Origin of the sequence: Flagellimonas sp. 389 (assembly GCF_018449435.1) — a bacterium.
Lineage (GTDB): Bacteria > Bacteroidota > Bacteroidia > Flavobacteriales > Flavobacteriaceae > Flagellimonas.
In genome coordinates this window covers 13,590-30,318 of the sequence record NZ_JAHCMU010000017.1, presented here as the reverse complement: position 1 = coordinate 30,318, position 16,729 = coordinate 13,590, and the positions used below count along the sequence as shown (strand labels likewise).

16 protein-coding genes are annotated in these 16,729 nt (G+C 38.6%); 14 read left to right on the top strand and 2 right to left on the bottom strand.

Features of this window, described 5'->3' with window-relative positions; all coding sequences use genetic code 11:
- Nucleotides 1–4 precede the first annotated feature (4 nt).
- The 6 genes from KIM67_RS14780 to KIM67_RS14755 all read left to right on the top strand — a co-directional run bounded on the left by KIM67_RS14780 (nucleotide 5) and on the right by KIM67_RS14755 (nucleotide 5,197).
- Nucleotides 5–1,438: an ATP-dependent RecD-like DNA helicase gene (locus tag KIM67_RS14780; RefSeq protein WP_213832327.1), complete on the top strand. Its 1,434-nt coding sequence runs from the start codon at nucleotides 5–7 to the stop codon at nucleotides 1,436–1,438.
- Nucleotides 1,439–1,468: 30 nt separating this feature from the next.
- Nucleotides 1,469–2,032, top strand: coding sequence for a DUF4126 domain-containing protein (locus KIM67_RS14775; RefSeq protein WP_213832326.1), 564 nt, complete (start codon nucleotides 1,469–1,471; stop codon nucleotides 2,030–2,032).
- Between the two features lie 40 nt (nucleotides 2,033–2,072).
- The gene (gene kdsB / locus KIM67_RS14770; protein WP_213832422.1) at nucleotides 2,073–2,786 is read left to right on the top strand and encodes a 3-deoxy-manno-octulosonate cytidylyltransferase; all 714 of its coding nucleotides are present in this window, start codon (nucleotides 2,073–2,075) and stop codon (nucleotides 2,784–2,786) included.
- The gene (locus KIM67_RS14765) at nucleotides 2,777–3,484 is read left to right on the top strand and encodes an HAD family hydrolase (protein ID WP_213832325.1); all 708 of its coding nucleotides are present in this window, start codon (nucleotides 2,777–2,779) and stop codon (nucleotides 3,482–3,484) included. Before kdsB ends, KIM67_RS14765 begins: the two co-directional genes overlap by 10 nt.
- A gap of 67 nt (nucleotides 3,485–3,551) precedes the next feature.
- Nucleotides 3,552–4,607 (top strand): iron-containing alcohol dehydrogenase family protein, encoded by a 1,056-nt coding sequence (locus tag KIM67_RS14760; protein ID WP_213832421.1) that lies wholly within the window; start codon nucleotides 3,552–3,554, stop codon nucleotides 4,605–4,607.
- Between the two features lie 50 nt (nucleotides 4,608–4,657).
- Entirely contained in the window at nucleotides 4,658–5,197 is a 540-nt protein-coding gene (locus KIM67_RS14755; RefSeq protein ID WP_213832324.1) for a 1-acyl-sn-glycerol-3-phosphate acyltransferase, read from the top strand.
- Here KIM67_RS14755 and KIM67_RS14750 read toward each other — a convergent pair.
- Nucleotides 5,194–5,688 (bottom strand): hypothetical protein, encoded by a 495-nt coding sequence (locus tag KIM67_RS14750; protein WP_213832323.1) that lies wholly within the window; start codon nucleotides 5,686–5,688, stop codon nucleotides 5,194–5,196. The two genes, KIM67_RS14755 and KIM67_RS14750, sit on opposite strands and share 4 nt — an antisense overlap.
- Nucleotides 5,689–6,043: 355 nt before the next feature.
- On the opposite strand from KIM67_RS14750, the gene KIM67_RS14745 reads away from it, so the two are divergent.
- From KIM67_RS14745 to KIM67_RS14725, 5 genes are all read left to right on the top strand, one after another.
- A complete protein-coding gene (locus KIM67_RS14745) occupies nucleotides 6,044–7,933 on the top strand; it encodes a hypothetical protein (protein ID WP_213832322.1) in 1,890 nt (629 codons plus the stop codon).
- Nucleotides 7,930–8,757 carry a DUF2490 domain-containing protein gene (locus tag KIM67_RS14740; RefSeq protein WP_213832321.1) on the top strand — a complete coding sequence of 276 codons (828 nt, stop codon included), beginning with the start codon at nucleotides 7,930–7,932 and terminating at the stop codon, nucleotides 8,755–8,757. The genes KIM67_RS14745 and KIM67_RS14740 overlap by 4 nt, the downstream gene beginning before the upstream one ends.
- 34 nt (nucleotides 8,758–8,791) lie before the next feature.
- Nucleotides 8,792–9,655: an MORN repeat-containing protein gene (locus tag KIM67_RS14735; protein ID WP_213832320.1), complete on the top strand. Its 864-nt coding sequence runs from the start codon at nucleotides 8,792–8,794 to the stop codon at nucleotides 9,653–9,655.
- 195 nt (nucleotides 9,656–9,850) lie between these two features.
- Nucleotides 9,851–10,225, top strand: a complete 375-nt coding sequence (locus KIM67_RS14730; protein ID WP_213832319.1) for a hypothetical protein — start codon at nucleotides 9,851–9,853, stop codon at nucleotides 10,223–10,225.
- A gap of 84 nt (nucleotides 10,226–10,309) precedes the next feature.
- Nucleotides 10,310–12,571 (top strand): TonB-dependent receptor domain-containing protein, encoded by a 2,262-nt coding sequence (locus tag KIM67_RS14725; protein WP_213832318.1) that lies wholly within the window; start codon nucleotides 10,310–10,312, stop codon nucleotides 12,569–12,571.
- A gap of 460 nt (nucleotides 12,572–13,031) precedes the next feature.
- On the opposite strand, the gene KIM67_RS14720 is transcribed toward KIM67_RS14725, so the two are convergent.
- Entirely contained in the window at nucleotides 13,032–13,463 is a 432-nt protein-coding gene (locus KIM67_RS14720; RefSeq protein ID WP_213832317.1) for an Rrf2 family transcriptional regulator, read from the bottom strand.
- Between the two features lie 120 nt (nucleotides 13,464–13,583).
- Between KIM67_RS14720 and KIM67_RS14715 the strand changes: the two genes are divergently transcribed.
- The 3 genes from KIM67_RS14715 to nosZ all read left to right on the top strand — a co-directional run bounded on the left by KIM67_RS14715 (nucleotide 13,584) and on the right by nosZ (nucleotide 16,669).
- The gene (locus KIM67_RS14715; RefSeq protein WP_213832316.1) at nucleotides 13,584–14,090 is read left to right on the top strand and encodes a cytochrome c; all 507 of its coding nucleotides are present in this window, start codon (nucleotides 13,584–13,586) and stop codon (nucleotides 14,088–14,090) included.
- A 66-nt stretch (nucleotides 14,091–14,156) separates the two neighbouring features.
- Nucleotides 14,157–14,678 carry a fasciclin domain-containing protein gene (locus tag KIM67_RS14710; RefSeq protein ID WP_371815777.1) on the top strand — a complete coding sequence of 174 codons (522 nt, stop codon included), beginning with the start codon at nucleotides 14,157–14,159 and terminating at the stop codon, nucleotides 14,676–14,678.
- 74 nt (nucleotides 14,679–14,752) lie between these two features.
- The gene (nosZ, locus tag KIM67_RS14705) at nucleotides 14,753–16,669 is read left to right on the top strand and encodes a Sec-dependent nitrous-oxide reductase (RefSeq protein ID WP_371815775.1); all 1,917 of its coding nucleotides are present in this window, start codon (nucleotides 14,753–14,755) and stop codon (nucleotides 16,667–16,669) included.
- The last annotated feature ends 60 nt before the right edge of the window (nucleotides 16,670–16,729 follow it).

Genomic DNA, 16,729 nt, shown 5'->3' with positions numbered 1-16,729 from the left:
GCTTATGAACAATTTTGAGCCTACCGCTTTTTTAGCCATCCTATTGGAAAAATTTCCGCATGCGCCAACCATAAAACAACAAGTTGCTTTAGAAAAACTTTCAAAATTTGTATTGAATACGAAACAAGAAGAAGTATTTCTATTGAAAGGATTTGCCGGTACGGGAAAGACAACTTTAGTTGGAACAATAGTAAACAGTCTTTGGAAAGTAAAAATGAGTGCTGTTTTAATGGCGCCCACTGGTAGAGCGGCCAAGGTGATGTCCGTTTATTCAGGTAACAAAGCGTTTACCATTCATAAAAAAATATACTTTCCAAAGAAACAGACTGGAGGAGGTATTCAGTTTGTTTTGGCCCCCAATAAGCATCTTAATACACTTTTTATTGTGGATGAAGCCTCTATGATTCCCGATACCCCTGCAGATTCCAAACTTTTTGAAAATGGCTCGTTGCTAGATGATTTAATGTTCTATGTCTATTCCGGTCACAATTGCAAATTATTATTGATTGGTGATACTGCCCAGTTACCACCTGTAAAACTAGACTTGAGCCCCGCTTTGGAAGAACAAAGACTTTCATTGAACTACAACAAAGAAGTTGAATGTTTGGAATTGGATGAGGTAATGCGGCAAACAAGTGATTCGGGGATTCTATATAACGCTACAAATCTAAGGGAACAGCTCCAGTCCTTTTTTTTTGAAGAATTTAAATTTGAAGTAAATCCTTTTAAAGATATCATTAGATTGATCGATGGCACGGAAATTCAGGAAGCTATCGATACCGCTTATAACCAAAATGGGAAAGAGGAAACCGCGATTATCGTTCGTTCCAATAAAAGGGCAAATCTCTACAATCAAAATATAAGGGAACGCATACTTTTTCTGGATAATGAGATAGCGGTAGGGGATTTTATGATGGTGGTGAAAAACAATTATTTTTGGTTAAGACCTAACTCGGAGGCCGGGTTTATCGCCAATGGAGATATTATCGAGATATTGGAACTATTTTCTATAGTAGAACTGTATGGATTTTCCTTTGCCGAAGTAAAAGTGAAAATGGTGGATTATCCCAATCAAAAACCTTTTGAAACTGTTCTTTTGTTGGATACGATCAATGCAGAAACCCCATCACTTTCCTATGAAGAGGGAAACCGACTCTATCAAGAAGTGCTTCAGGACTACGCACACGAAAAGTCTAAATACAAGAGGTTTATGGGAGTAAAAAACAATAAATATTTTAATGCACTACAAGTTAAATTCTCTTACGCCATAACATGTCATAAATCCCAAGGAGGGCAATGGAACACTGTTTTTGTGGAACAGCCCTATCTGCCCAATGGCGTGGACAAGGATTATTTGCGATGGCTGTATACAGCGGTCACTAGATCTAAAGAAAAACTATTTCTTATTGGATTTAAAGATGATTTTTTTGTTGACTAAGAATAGCCTATTTTAGTCAAAATCATGGGGATGTCACCAGACACTATCATAAGTATTTTTTTGGGCATAGGCCTAGCCGCTTCTGTAGGTTTTAGAGTATTCCTTCCACTCTTTGCCTTAAGTTTTGCAGCGTATCTGGGTGTTTGGGAACTTAATGATAATTGGCAATGGATAGGAAGTTTAACCGCATTGATTATGTTGGGTGTTGCAATGATAATAGAGATTTTTGCGTATTTCATCCCTTGGGTTGATAATCTATTGGATAGTCTTGCCGTACCCTTGGCAGCTATTGCAGGTACTGCTGTGATGGTATCTACGGTGGCAAATTTAGACCCGGTCATAACATGGTCCTTGGCCATTATCGCAGGGGGCGGCACTGCAACGGCCATAAAAGGAGCCAATGCTGTAGGGAGGGTGACCTCTAGTACTACAACAGGAGGTGTGGCAAATCCCGTAATATCAACAATTGAAACGGGAACTGCTGTAGCGGTCTCAACCGCTTCAATCTTGGTGCCGCCGATTGCAGCAATTCTAGTCATTATTATTCTATTCATAATATTCAGGATATATCGTAAACTAAGACCCAGAAAATGATTTCACACATTTTAAACAAATACTCGTGAAAATAATTTCAATGATACCCGCTAGGTACCAAGCTTCAAGGTTTCCGGCTAAGCTTATGCAAGATCTGGAAGGTAAACCTGTAATCGTACGAACTTATGAAGCTGCCATACAAACTGGATTGTTTGATGCGGTTTATGTAGTGACGGACAGCGCTATAATTTTTGATACGATTTCGGCCATAGGCGGACATGTACTTATGAGCGTAAATGAGCACGAAAGTGGCAGTGATAGAATTGCTGAAGCAGTTACAGAACTGGATGTTGATATTGTCGTCAATGTTCAAGGTGACGAACCGTTCATAGATGAAGTAAGCTTACAGAAAGTAATACAGGTATTTCACCAAGATGAAAAAAAGGAAATCGACTTAGCTTCCTTAATGACTCCAATAACCGATTGGGACGAAATTTCCAATCCAAATACGGTTAAAGTTATCGTGGACAATCAGGATTTTGCGCTTTATTTTTCACGTTCACCTATTCCATATCCTAGAGATAAAACTATTGAAGCTACCTATTACAAACACAAGGGAGTTTATGCTTTTAGGAAAAGGGCCTTGCTAGATTTTCAACGGTTGCCCATGCTTCCGTTAGAGGCTAAGGAGAAGATAGAGGCAATTCGGTTTTTGGAATATGGGAAAAAAATAAAAATGGTCGAAACGCATGTAACTGGTATAGAAATTGATACTCCTGAAGACTTAGAGCGAGCAAAAAAAGCATGGAAATAGATTTTAAGGACATAAAGGTTATTGGTTTTGATGCTGACGATACGTTGTGGGTCAACGAAACCTATTTTAGGGATACAGAAGAGCGATTTGCAGAATTGTTGGAAGGTTATGAGACCAAAAACAAAATTGACCAAGAACTCTTTAAAATGGAAATGGACAATTTGCCTCTGTATGGTTATGGTATAAAAGGCTTTATGCTTTCCATGATAGAATCTGCATTGGATTTATCAAATAATAATGTACCACAAGAAACAATCTTCAAAATTTTAAATCTAGGGAAAGAGATGATTTCCCATCCTGTTGAATTATTGGATGGAGTGGAAGAGGTTTTGGCCAAACTGGAGGATAAATATAGATTAATCGTACTCACCAAAGGTGATTTGTTGGATCAGGAAAGAAAGCTTGAAAAATCTGGTATTTCCAAATATTTTCATCATGTAGAGGTGCTTAGCGATAAGAAAGAGCAAAATTATAGTAACCTATTGGAGCATTTGGAAATCAATGTTAAAGAGTTTTTAATGATAGGAAATTCTTTAAAGTCAGATGTATTACCTATATTGAATATTGGGGCAAATGCCATTCATATTCCTTTTCATACAACATGGGCACACGAAATGGTAAATGATTCCGAACAAATAAACAACCACTTAAAACTGAACAGCCTTAGAGAAATTTTAAAGTATTTGGATAACGTATAAGACGGAAAACAATTTGAAGAAAAGCGAAATAAAGTTAGAGAAGAGAACTACGTACCGTAATTTTCCAATGGTTCCTAGAGTGGTTTTTGGACAAGGCAGTTTTAGTCAGTTAGGAGATATTTTGTTGCCCAAACGAAGAAATTCCAATGCTCCGTTCATCTTTTTAGTGGACGATTATTTTGAGAACAAGGAACTCGCGATGAGCATGCCATTGATGTTCAACGACAGGTTAATTTTTGTTTCTGCAGAAGAGGAACCTAAAACAGAGCAAGTGGATGCTTTAGTACATGAAATTAGAGAAAGTTTCAGTGAATTACCTTCTGGAATTGTTGGTATAGGAGGGGGCACACTTCTAGACCTAGCAAAAGCGGTTGCTATACTTCTTAATAACAAGGGACAGGCCAAAGACTATCAAGGCTGGGATTTGGTTAGCAGTCCTTCCATATATCATGTTGGAATCCCCACAATAAGTGGAACAGGGGCTGAAGTTTCAAGAACAACAGTACTATTGGGACCAGAAAAAAAACTTGGAATAAATTCAGATCATACAACATATGACCAGGTGCTCTTAGATCCAAATTTGACGAAAACCGTTCCTAAAGAACAATGGTTTTATACAGGAATGGATTGCTTTATACATTGTGTCGAATCTTTGAACGGTACATATTTGAACGCATTTAGCCAGAGCTATGGCGAAAAAGCCCTTGAGCTTTGCAAAGATGTATTTTTAGGGGATATTTCGGAAAGTGAGTCTAGGGATAAACTTATGATGGCCTCTTGGCATGGAGGTATGAGCATTGCATATTCACAAGTAGGTGTAGCACACGCTATGAGCTATGGTCTTTCTTATCTTTTAGGAATAAAACATGGCATAGGGAATTGCCTTGTTTTTCAACATCTCGAAGAATTTTACCCAGATGGAGTAGATCTTTTTAAACAAATGCTAACTAAACACCATATAAAACTGCCCCAAGGAGTTTGTGCAGATTTGACCCAAAATGATTTTGATACCTTAATCAATGTTTCTCTAGGTATGGAGGCGCTATGGGAGAATGCACTGGGTAAGGACTGGAAACAAATCATGACTCCAGAACGTCTACAAACTATTTATCAAAAAATCTAGAACATATTATCATATAGTCTTGCTTTTAATAAGCAAACCAAACACCTTCCATGCGTAAACTATATAAGTTTTTATATTTTAAAATTTTGGCCTGGAAGCTGATCGGGGAATTTCCCAATGTAGATAAATGTGTTGTTGCCGTGGTTCCCCATACCCATTGGTTGGATTTCTTTTTAGGATTGTTGGTTCGGAAAGTAATCAATGAAGAAATTAATTATATTGGTAAACGAAGTCTTTTTAAACCTCCATTTGGATGGTTTTTTAGATGGACGGGAGGAGCGCCGATTGATCGTTCAAAAAGTTCCAATACCGTTGAAAGCATCGTAAACATTTTTAAAGAACGCAAGGTTTTTAGATTTGCCTTGGCTCCAGAAGGTACCCGTAAAAAAGTTTCGGAACTAAAAACGGGATTTTACCACATAGCAGTAATGGCACAAGTTCCAATAGTAGCCGTTGCATTTGATTTTGGGAAAAAACAGGTGAAGATTTCAGAGGCAATATACCCTACCGGGGAAATACAAGAGGATTTTAAAGTATTTCATGATTTTTTTGATGGAGTGGTAGGGAAAATCCCTGAATACAGTTTTTAGATTTTTTTCAAAACCTGAGGTTTGGGTTTCTCTATTTTTTTTGTGTTTCCCGGGAAAACCATATCGGTACTTGAATATGACCCACCAAAAGTAAGCGCCGCGGCATATACCTGTTTAATGGCATCCTCTACCTGATGCTCCGATAGTTCTTTGAGTGGATGTGTAAAAACAGACCAGATAATTTCATCGCTCAGTGCATATTTTACATCCAGTGCCGAATGGAAATTGGCGACCATGGCATTCAACAGCTCTTCTTCCCCAATACGCTCACGTTTTACAATAGGGGAAATAATGCGCATCCGATTGGCATTTTCATCAAAAACACAAATCAATACCACTTTTTTAATCGAGAAATGATATGAGTTTCCATTGGTTTTCACCGTGTCCGCCTGTTTTACTATGATATCGTGGAGTCCATCAGCTGTCATCTCTTGTGAATGAACACTATTTGCAAATACGTATAAAAGGAAGACTAAGAATAAATTTCTCATGTTGGGTCTGTTTTGTTCTTTGTCGTAAAACTGACCGAGAGTTTACAAAATCGGGGTGTTCAAGTAGTTATGATACTATTTTCAAGTACCTTATAGAATCTCAATAAGTAGGCATTCTAAATTTCTTTTTTTTATAAAAATTGATATCAAATTGAAGAACTGGAAAAAGTAATGTCCCTTTAACAAAAAATATAATCTTTTTCTCCAATCCCTACGTATAAGCTTATGATAGATGATATGTTTAAAGGCTTTAGCCCGTTCGTATATTTTATAGCATCAAAGGAAAATGTCGAATAATCCAATAAAGAACTTACTGGTCAGGAGGATAGCTATCCTAGTATTTACTTCTTTCTCCATGATTGCCCACTGTCAGGTCATCTCCTACAAGGACAGCCTTAAAGTTGGAAAGTATAAAGGCATGGCGGACTTTCAATACAAAATGGTGGAAAACGATACGGTATTGGACGGCCCGTTTCAATTGCAACGTTCGAACCTCGGCGCTTTATTGGCAAAAAGTGACTATTCTTTCTTGTTCAAAGGGGTGTTTAAAGATAATTACCCTAACGGATATTGGAAATTTCAGTTCGGCGAATTCCAGTCAGATAGTATTACGCAGGTATTGGATTATCAATATATTTTGAACATTACAGGAACGCAAGAAGAAGCGGAAGGTATTTTGAACAATGGAAAACCTGATGGAACATGGACCATAACCAAAAATCGCATCAAAGACTCTGAGGTGGATGAAGTACTGTTCAAGAGTGCCATTGAATTTAACAACGGAGTGCCCCAAAAAAGCTTCCGTATTGAAAGTGAAGGTACAACACTGGTGGGTAGATTTTTGCGCAACGGATTGGCACATGACGAGTGGACACTTTATTCCGAAGATGACATCGGCGTGGTGGAACGCTGGTACTTTAAAGATGGTCGTTTAGAGAAGATTGAATTAAATACAGATGGTGAAAACAAAGTAATCAACCTTTACCAAAGCAGGGTTCTTGACGAAAAAATCATCACCTTGGATGATAACTATCTAAAGATTCTTGATGTCGTACAGCAATCTCAAGACACTTTTAATTTGTCACAAAGTGCTATCAATAAATCACTTGCGGTAAACGCGGCTTATTATGGCAAGATAGATGGTGTTTTATCTGAATTAGGTGAATCAGCTTTCTATCCGGAGTTTAAGGTCAAAGTTCCTTATTACCCAATAGATTCTTTAGAATCCAAACAAATGGATTCCGTAAAAACATTGTACCAGAAGTCCAAATTGATAAGTGGGTCATTATTGAACAACACACAATTGACCATTTTGAAAATGGCCGATGAAGATGCCCAATTCCTACATTCCGTTGTTGTCGCCATTTCTGAAAACTTTGTTGATCCCCTAGAAAATATTTTGGGTTTTCATGAATCGAATATTCTTCAATACGTTCCAATTGACGAATTGATTGAACATGTATGGCCAAATGGAAAACCTTCCACCGAAATAATTGTTGGCGGTCAAGAAAATGAGAACAAGGTCTTCAAAGGGCCAAGAGCGCCGGACTTCGATTTTACCCAAAATAACATAGCGTCAATCTATAAAATGGCACACTATGCCACGTTGAGTCTAGATTCCATTCAGCAGGTTTTAAACGATAAACTGACCAAAGATAAACGGCAACAAGAGTTTATTGCACTGGAAGAGAGGATAATAGCGCAAGTAAATCAATTGAACAATGATTTAGATTCTTTGTCGGATAAATTGCCGTTGAAGTACATGAAGTCGTTTGAAAAAGTTAAATCCACCGCCGACCAAAACCTCACCCGATATTCAAAAATGGAGGAGACCAAAGAAAAAATGGAGCTTGGTCGTCATTTAGTACGCTGTTTTGAGTCTATGGATATGCTGACCAAAGCACTGGCACAGCAACCTGGTAGGATGCAAGTTATTGAGGAAAAGTATCAAGATGCCATTTGGAACCCGTTTATGGCAAACATAATGAATGAAGAGGTGAAAAAGCGAATTACCTCTGCATACCAAAGAGTATTGATCCCGCACATATTGGATAGGGTAGAAACAGAACTTAACTGTGACAATGTTGAAGAACTGGTCGGATTGTTGAACAATACGCACCGGCGTATGTTGGAAATGCGAGATGAGGATACCTCAAGGTTGGAACGCAAACTTAAAAGGGAACAAGATCCATTGGTAATTATACAGTTGTTCAATTTAGAATCCCTTGGCAAAACTGAGAAATGAAGGTATATTGTAAGAATATAGTTTGGTTTTCAGCTTTGTGCTTGTCGTGTTTTGTATCCACGATGGTGGCTCAGGATGGTGAAGTGCTTCCAGAAGAATCCAAGTTTAAGGACCCAGGTACCAGAGTATGGTTTAATTCTTACGGCAATATCCGTATATCAAAACGTTTGTTTTGGGATGCCCAAACCCATGTTCGCTTTGAAGAAACCGAAGATACTCCGTTCATTGGTCAAATAGGTCAAATATATAATCGACATGCTATCGGATATATTTATTCAAAAAAGGTCAATTTTAGTCTTGGAGGGGTAGTGCGCATAAATTTTAATACTGATGAAGATTCTACGGAACGAAATGTTGTTCCCGAATGGCGTATCTGGCATCAATACCAATTTGCACAACCTCTGTACAGTGCCATGATATACCATAGGATCAGGATTGAGCATAGATGGACCCAAGGTTTTGAGGAAAACAGCGAATATATTTTTAGGAATCGATGGCGTTACATGTTCAGGGCAAAAGTCCCTTTGACCAATCACAAACTAGTGCCAAGGACACTTTACGTTTCACCGGAAGCAGAATTGATCATGCAAAGCGGTAAGGAAGTAGTTGGTAGTGTTATGGAGGATTTACGTTTGACCACTACTTTGGGCTATATTGTGACCCCAAGATTAACATTGGCTGCCGGATTAATGTATTCACAAGGACAAACCATTGAGAATGCAGGTATTTTTAAACAGGGTTGGACCATGCGTTTCCATGTTTATTTTTCACCTGATATCAGAAAAGTCAAAAACAAACTTCCTGCTATTCACTTAGATGACTAAAACACTATCCAATACAAAGAACAATACATAAGCTATGAATAAGGCAAAAAATATTGGAATGATTTTATTGGTAGTTATGGTGTTAATAGCTACCTACGGATTTTTTAAGATCACCAGCTTAAAAAAGGAATTAAAAACTTCTGAGGATAAGGCATCGGGCATGTTTAAAAAAGTAAGCGAGTATGACGAGTTACTGCGAATCGACTCTTTGCTCGTAATAGGTGAATACGATTCAGCCATAAATGCGTATACTTCTCAACTGTCGGATAAAGATGTAGAAGAAGCTTCTGGAATACAGCTGCGTATCGATATTGCCAAAAAGTTATCCAACTTGAATAGGAGCCAACAATTTTCTGAATTGGACTTGACAGAAAAAGATTCTTTGGATTCCATTCAAAATGTTCGAATTTCCAGTATCCCCAGAGAAATTAAACAATACGATTCCTTGAACTTTGTTTTGGAGAAAACCAAAGTAGAACTGGTGAGTATAAAACGGCAACTACAGCGAAAGTCTTTTGGTGAGTACATAACGTTCACCAATAAAAAAGGTAGTCAGTTCCATTATGTGGGCGAAGTGAAAAATAATAAGGCCAATGGTTATGGTATAGCCTTGTTGAATACGGGGAGCCGCTATGAAGGAGAGTGGAAGGATAACCAACGCCATGGTGAAGGGAACTTTTACTGGGCAGATGGCGAACACTACTCAGGGAATTACATAAATGACCAACGCACCGGATATGGCACCTATTATTGGCCTAATGGAGAAAAATATACAGGCCAATGGAAAGATGATAAACGCAATGGCGAAGGTGTGTTTTATGGTGCTGATAACCAAGTGGTCACCCAAGGTATCTGGAAGAATGACAAATTGGTCGAAGAAGACAAAAGTAAGTCTTAAATCAATAGCTACTTTAAGTTAAGCTGTTATCCCAAATGACATGCTACCAATCATAATTAAGATTGTTGGATAAAATGCAAAATAAATCCTTCTATTTGCAAGAATACTAGGTAATCATGAAATAAAGGATAAGTAAGTCTTTTATATTGACATTTATCATATTTCCACCTTCAAAGGTAATGTACTTTTGTTCGCATGAAAAGTTTGGTAATCTGTTTTGTTGCTATTCTTATGTTGGTCAAGCCACTTTGGCCAGTTGCGGAATATATACTTAATTATGATTATATCTCAAATGTTCTTTGTGAAAACAAAGATAAACCCCAGCTTCAATGTAATGGTAAATGTTATCTCGCCGTAATGATAGCAAAGGAGACCGAACAGAATGAAGAAAATCCGTTCGGAACGTCCCAAGAAATGGAAATCCCCCAAATTACATTCGACCAAGTGGACAGCCTTCTTAAAAGGATGGACAATTACACCTTTATCACAAAATCTTCTTTTTTATACCATAATTCGCTCAATGGGCGTCTTTTGGTTTTTGAGCTAGTTCAACCTCCCCAAACCGCCTGAATCTAGGAATCAAATAGCTGCAAGCACCATCGATTTTGCTGATAACAATGGAGCGTGCAAAAGTTGAACTATCAAATTACGATTATGAAATCTACACGCGATTATAAAGGGTGGCTGGTCGCCCTAATTTATATGGGCTTCCTTTCTATGGTAGCCCAAGAGACCAGCACAATTAAATTATTGGACAAGAATAATACCCTGCCAATTGTAGGGGCAACTTTTGAATACGGAATTCAAAATGGAATAACAGATGGAAATGGAAACTTTCAAGTTTCATATGATGAGGAGAATTCCATAATCTTTTCACACATCAATTATGGAAAATGGACCTTAAATGACGAAGAGGTCTTGACATTATTCCGTGATAAAGTTTTTTACCGGCAAAGTGTCATGGTCAATTTGTATCCGGTAACGGTGATTGCACTTAGGCCTAATGAAAAGCCTAATGACAGATTGAAGATGGGCTATCAAGAACAACTGGCACATGACGGTGCTGCCATACTCAACCAGAACCCAGCGTTAAACAGTATTAGAAAAGGGGGCAATTATGGTTTTGACCCCGTATTTAGAGGGTTTAAATACGACCAATTGAACATTGTACTAGATGGTGCACAGGGTGCGACAGCAGCTTGTCCAAATCGTATGGATCCGCCTACAAGCCAAATGGCTCCAAACATGTTAGATAGAATCGAGGTGTTCAAGGGCCCCCATGCCCTTCGCTTTGGAACAGGTTTTGGGGCGACCATTAATTTTATGCCCGTGAAGTTACGCTTCACAGAGCAAGACGAGATATATGGTAGGGTTTCAAGCGGATATGAAGGTAATGGAACAGTATTTAGAAATGAGGGAAAACTAGGTTTTAGTGGCGACAACCATGATATCTCATTATTTGGTTCCTGGTCTGAAGGCAACGATTATACAGCAGGAAATGGTCAGACCATAGCTGCTGACTTTAACCGTGGAAGTTTTGGTACCAATATGGGCTTTAGAATTACCGATAGCAACCAAATCAGATTTTCGGTTATTTACAATGTCGCTAGAGATGCTGATTTTCCTGCTTTACCGATGGATTTGAGAGATGATGATACTTGGCTATTCAATGCCAGACATGATATGACTTTTGATAAAAAAAACCTGAGTTCGTGGAATACCACCATATTCGGTTCATTTGTAGACCATTTAATGGATAATCTTTTAAAACCTTTAGATCCAAGGATGTTAAATGCGCAAACGAATGCTACCACTTACAATTTTGGAGGTAGAACCGAAGGTATCTGGAACTTTGAGAAATCAAACCTGTTTGCCGGTGCAGATTTTAGGCGTGAAGGGGCAGAAGGCATACGAATACGTGAATTTCTGATGGGACCGAATGCGGGCCGTACGTTCGAAGATAATGCGTGGCAAGATGGCTACATTGCCAAGGGTAGTATGTTTGGTGAATACCACTTGAATCTAAATAAGACCCTGTTGGTTTTTTCTACTCGTTTAGAGCTAAATACAGCAGATATTAATGATGCTGCCGATGAGTTTGTACAAGCCAATGGCGATACCCGGGTTTCACAGTTCAATCCGAGTTTTAGTTTGGGCGCAACCACTAATACGGGCAAGAATGTCACCTTTGGCATTTGGTTGGGGCGAGCACAGCGTAGTGCAGGGCTTACCGAACGTTTTATCAACTTTTTCCCGGTAGGTCAAGATCCTTTTGAATTGTTGGGCAATCCGCAACTTGATCCAGAGATCAACAACCAACTGGATGTAACTTTTCAATGGAAAAGCGATCATACGAATATAAACGTTGATGTATTTGCTGGGTATTTACAAGACTTCATTTCTTCTTTTATTGATGATGACCTATCTCCCAGATTGCCAATGAGTCCTGGGGTACGGCAATTTGTCAATATAGAGGATGCCTATAAAACAGGATTTGAATTGAGTTGGAACCAAGAATTGTTGGTGGGCCTACAACATCAATTGGGCATTGCCTATACCTATGCAAAAGATTTGGAACGTAATGAACCTCTACCAGAAATAGCTCCTTTAGATTTAAGGTACAGCTTAATAGGTAATTATGCAGATGGTAAACTTCAACCCGAATTGGTATTTAGGCATGTCATGCAGCAGTCTCGAATATCGCAGGAGTTTGGGGAGACAGAAACTCCGGCCTTTTCATTATTGAACGTTCAAGTGGCTTATCAACTGACAAAAGGGGCCAAAATAACAGCAGGAGTCAACAATATTTTTGATGAAAACTATTATGAGCATTTAAACAGGTCGGTACGAGGAAACAATGTTCCAATTTTGGCTCCGGGCAGAAATGCGTTCGCATCGATTAATTTTACTTTTTAGCGCAGTTCGCCTTTAATAATAAAAAACCTTCCAAAACTTAATTTGGAAGGTTTTTTATTTCTAAAAATATAACGCTGCTTACTCTGCACAATGGGCACAGGCATTTATCACCTTCGCAATTGTAATTGCCGTCTGCGTGATAGAATGGGTCTTGTTATTTGTTTCTTAAAGGATAACTAAATCATTTTGCAAATAGCGGATACTTCTTTAGTCGTATATGTTTTCCTCTTTTTAAAGTTCGTCGGACATTGATGTTGAGTCTCTCCCAATATATTAGTTTTGGTATCGTTCGAACTTTCTTTTATCTTGTCTTCAACAGGCCATATTAATATTCAGGTAGATAAAGAGCAGTGTTATGAATTTAGATTTAGTTTTTATATTTACTCTTTTCTTTAGAAGTATGAGACCATAAATGTTTCAAACCTGTAATTTTAAAGGAAACCTATTAAAAACCATGCTGTTAAAGTGGTAAAACAGACTTGCCACTTTGTATACTTTCAATCAAATCTTCTAAACGATTCTCTTCAAGGTTTTTAACAAAATTTGTCTTCGCATTACCAACTAGATGATGTATGGGGCATGGTCGCTCCTCATTACATTCACTAAGGCTCAACATACAGGAATTAAGTCGGCTATCACCATCTATGACCTTTACGATTTCTATTAATGGAACTTTAATGTTTTCAGGTGTCATATAAAATCCGCCACCTGGCCCTCTAACGGAGGATACAATTTGATGTCGTGACAGTTCCTGCAATAGCTTTGATAAATATGCTTTTGGAATATTGGTAGGATTACTAATATCCTTTGCTAAAATCTTCTTCTTTTCAGAAGAATTAACCGCAAGATAAAGTACAGCTTTTAGGGCATATTTAGTAGAAGTGGAAAGCATAAGCAAGATTTTTCAACAAATATAAAGATTAAAAGACTTTTTTATCTTCTATATGACATATATCATGTTTTTAGCATTAAAGAGGGGTTATTTTTGAAAAATTATTAAAAATACCCCTCTATGAAAGTAAATATTGCAATTTATTCAGTTTTATGTGCCTTTTTCCTTTTTGCTTGTGGTGGTAAAGAAGAGAAAAAGAAAGATGGGTTCAGTGTAGATCGAACCAAATCTACCGAAAAAGTTGAAGAAACAACTCCTAAAACCAGTGAAGTACCTGCTTCCCAACGAATTACATTGGATAATAAAGGAGTAGGCCAAATAAAGGAAATTACCCTAGATCCAGAGATTGATGATGCTATGGTGACGAAAGGGGCCGAACTGTTCAAAACCAATTGTACCGCTTGCCATAAAACCGACAAACGTTTCATAGGGCCAAAAATGGAAGGGATTCTTGACAGAAGAAGCCCAGAATGGGTAATGAACATGATTCTTGATCCAAAGTTAATGACCGAGGAAGACCGTTGTGCCAAAGATCTTTTAGTGGAATTTAATGGTGCTGCGATGTCGAATCAAAACCTAACGGTTGAGCAGACACGTTCATTACTGGAATTTTTCAGAACCCTCTAAACTCTAATGTATATGAAAACAAAAGAATCAACCATGAAACTATTTGTACCATTACTGATTTTATTTATGGTAACGGCGTGCAATACTAAAACTAAAACCGAACCGGTATCAACTATTGGTGTGGAAGTATCCAAAGAGCAAGGACAAGCCTTTATCCAAAATGATGAATCTACCCCTACGGTATTGAGCATAGCCATAAACTCACCTGATCATACAACCTTGGTTGCGGCGGTACAAGCTGCAGATTTGGAAAATGCTTTGGTCAATGCAGGGCCATTGATGGTATTTGCACCTACGAACGAAGCTTTTGATGCACTACCCGAAGGAACTGTGGAAAACCTGCTAAAGCCAGAAAATAAGGATGCTTTAGCCAATATCTTGAAGCATCATGTTACCCCTGGCAAGTATGATAAGGAGTTTCTGAAAAAGTTTAAAAAATTGGGGCAAGCCAACGATCAAAACACTACGGTTGAGGTGAAAGATGATGATGTATATGTTGGCGGTGCAAAAATATTGGCAAGCGTACCTGCTGGCAATGGAATCGTACATGTTGTGGACAAAGTCATACTACCACCTTCCGAGGAATAGAATTTAAACAAACTAAATACATAACAAGAATGAAAAAGTATCACTATTATATGATGGCCTTGATAGGGGTCGCCATGATTATCTCGAGTTGCGGCAATGGTAGCAACAAATCTTCATCTAATGGAGCTTTGGGGTCGAGCGCAGCAGAAAAAGTATATGTAGCGCCCGGACAACAAGATGAGTTTTATGCTTTCCTTTCAGGCGGATATAGCGGTAACTTGACCGTGTATGGACTACCATCTGGTAGAATGTTCAAGGAGATTCCTGTTTTCTCGCAATTTCCAACATCAGGCTATGGGTATTCCGAGGAAACCAAACCCATGTTGAATACGTCTTTTGGATTTGTTCCTTGGGATGATGCGCACCACCCAGATATTTCGCAAACTAATGGAGAATTGGATGGAAGATGGATTTTTATCAATGGGAACAATACGCCACGCGTTGCAAGAATCAACCTAAGTACTTTTGAAACAGAGGAAATTATCGAAGTACCTAACAGTGCTGGTAATCACAGTTCTTCTTTCATAACCGAAAATACGGAATATGTGGTCGCAGGGACACGTTTTTCCGTACCGGTCCCTCAAAAGGATATGCCCATCAACGAATACAAAGGCAATTTTAAGGGAGCACTGACCTTTATCAGTGTAGAGCAGGAACACGGTAACATGGATATTAAGTTTCAATTGTTGATGCCCGGGTTTAACTATGACCTTTCACATCCCGGTCGTGGCGATAGTCATGGATGGTTTTTCTTTACTACTTATAATACCGAAGAAGCAAATTCTTTAATGGAGGTGAATTCATCTCAAAATGACAAAGATTTTATAGCTGCGGTAAATTGGAAAAAGATTGAAGAATATGTAAACAATGGTGGTGGAACCAAAATGCCTGCCGACTATGCCCATAACGTTTACGATGAAGGTACCCATATGGGAACGAGTACCATGAAGAAAGAGGTTTTGACCGTAGATCCTTTAAAAGTTCCGGGAGCTGTATTTTTCTTGCCAACTCCAAAATCTCCACATGGTTGCGATGTTGATCCCACGGGACAATACATTATTGGCAACGGTAAGCTTTCCGCCGACTTAACGGTACATTCGTTTGATAAAATGATTGTAGCGATAGAGGATGAAAAGTTTGATGGTGAAGCTTACGGAATCCCTATTTTAAAGTTTGAAGATGTTTTGGCCGGAACAGTAAAAAGTGGTGGCCTAGGACCACTTCACACAGAATTTGATGAAAAAGGCAATGCATACACAACGTTCTTTATTTCATCCGAAGTTGTAAAATGGAAGCTGGGTACCTGGGAAGTCATTGACCGTAAACCAACCTTCTATTCCGTAGGTCATCTTATGATTCCCGGGGGTAATTCCCGTAAACCTTTTGGTAAATACGTAGTGGCTATGAACAAAATCACAAAAGACCGTTATCTGCCCACTGGACCAGAAATGGAGCACTCCGCACAGATCTATGATATATCGGGTGAAAAAATGGAGCTGATCTACGATTTTCCGACCCACGGTGAACCACATTACGCAGCAGGATGTCCAGCTGAATTATTGGCGCCAAAATCCAAGAAAATCTACAGGTTGGATGATAACAAGCATCCATATGCCGTTAGTAATCCTTCAGAGGCTAGGGTAGAAAGAAATGGCAAGGAAGTACACATTTACATGAGTACTATCCGAAGTCACTTTACACCAGATAACATAGAAGGAGTTAAGGTGGGGGATAAGGTCTATTTCCATATAACCAATCATGAGCAGGATTTTGATGTGCCACATGGCTTCTCTATAATCGGTCAGAATACATCGGAACTATTAGTTATGCCAGGACAGACAAAAACGTCTATTTGGGAACCCAAAAAAGTAGGGGTATGGCCTTTTTACTGCACAGATTTTTGTTCTGCATTACACCAAGAAATGCAGGGATACGTACGGGTATCTCCAGCAAATTCAGACATTGAACTTTCTTGGTCTTTAGGAGAGTAACACCATCTAACCAATGATAGAAGCGGGCTGTGTCGATGACCTGCCCGCTTTTTTTTAATT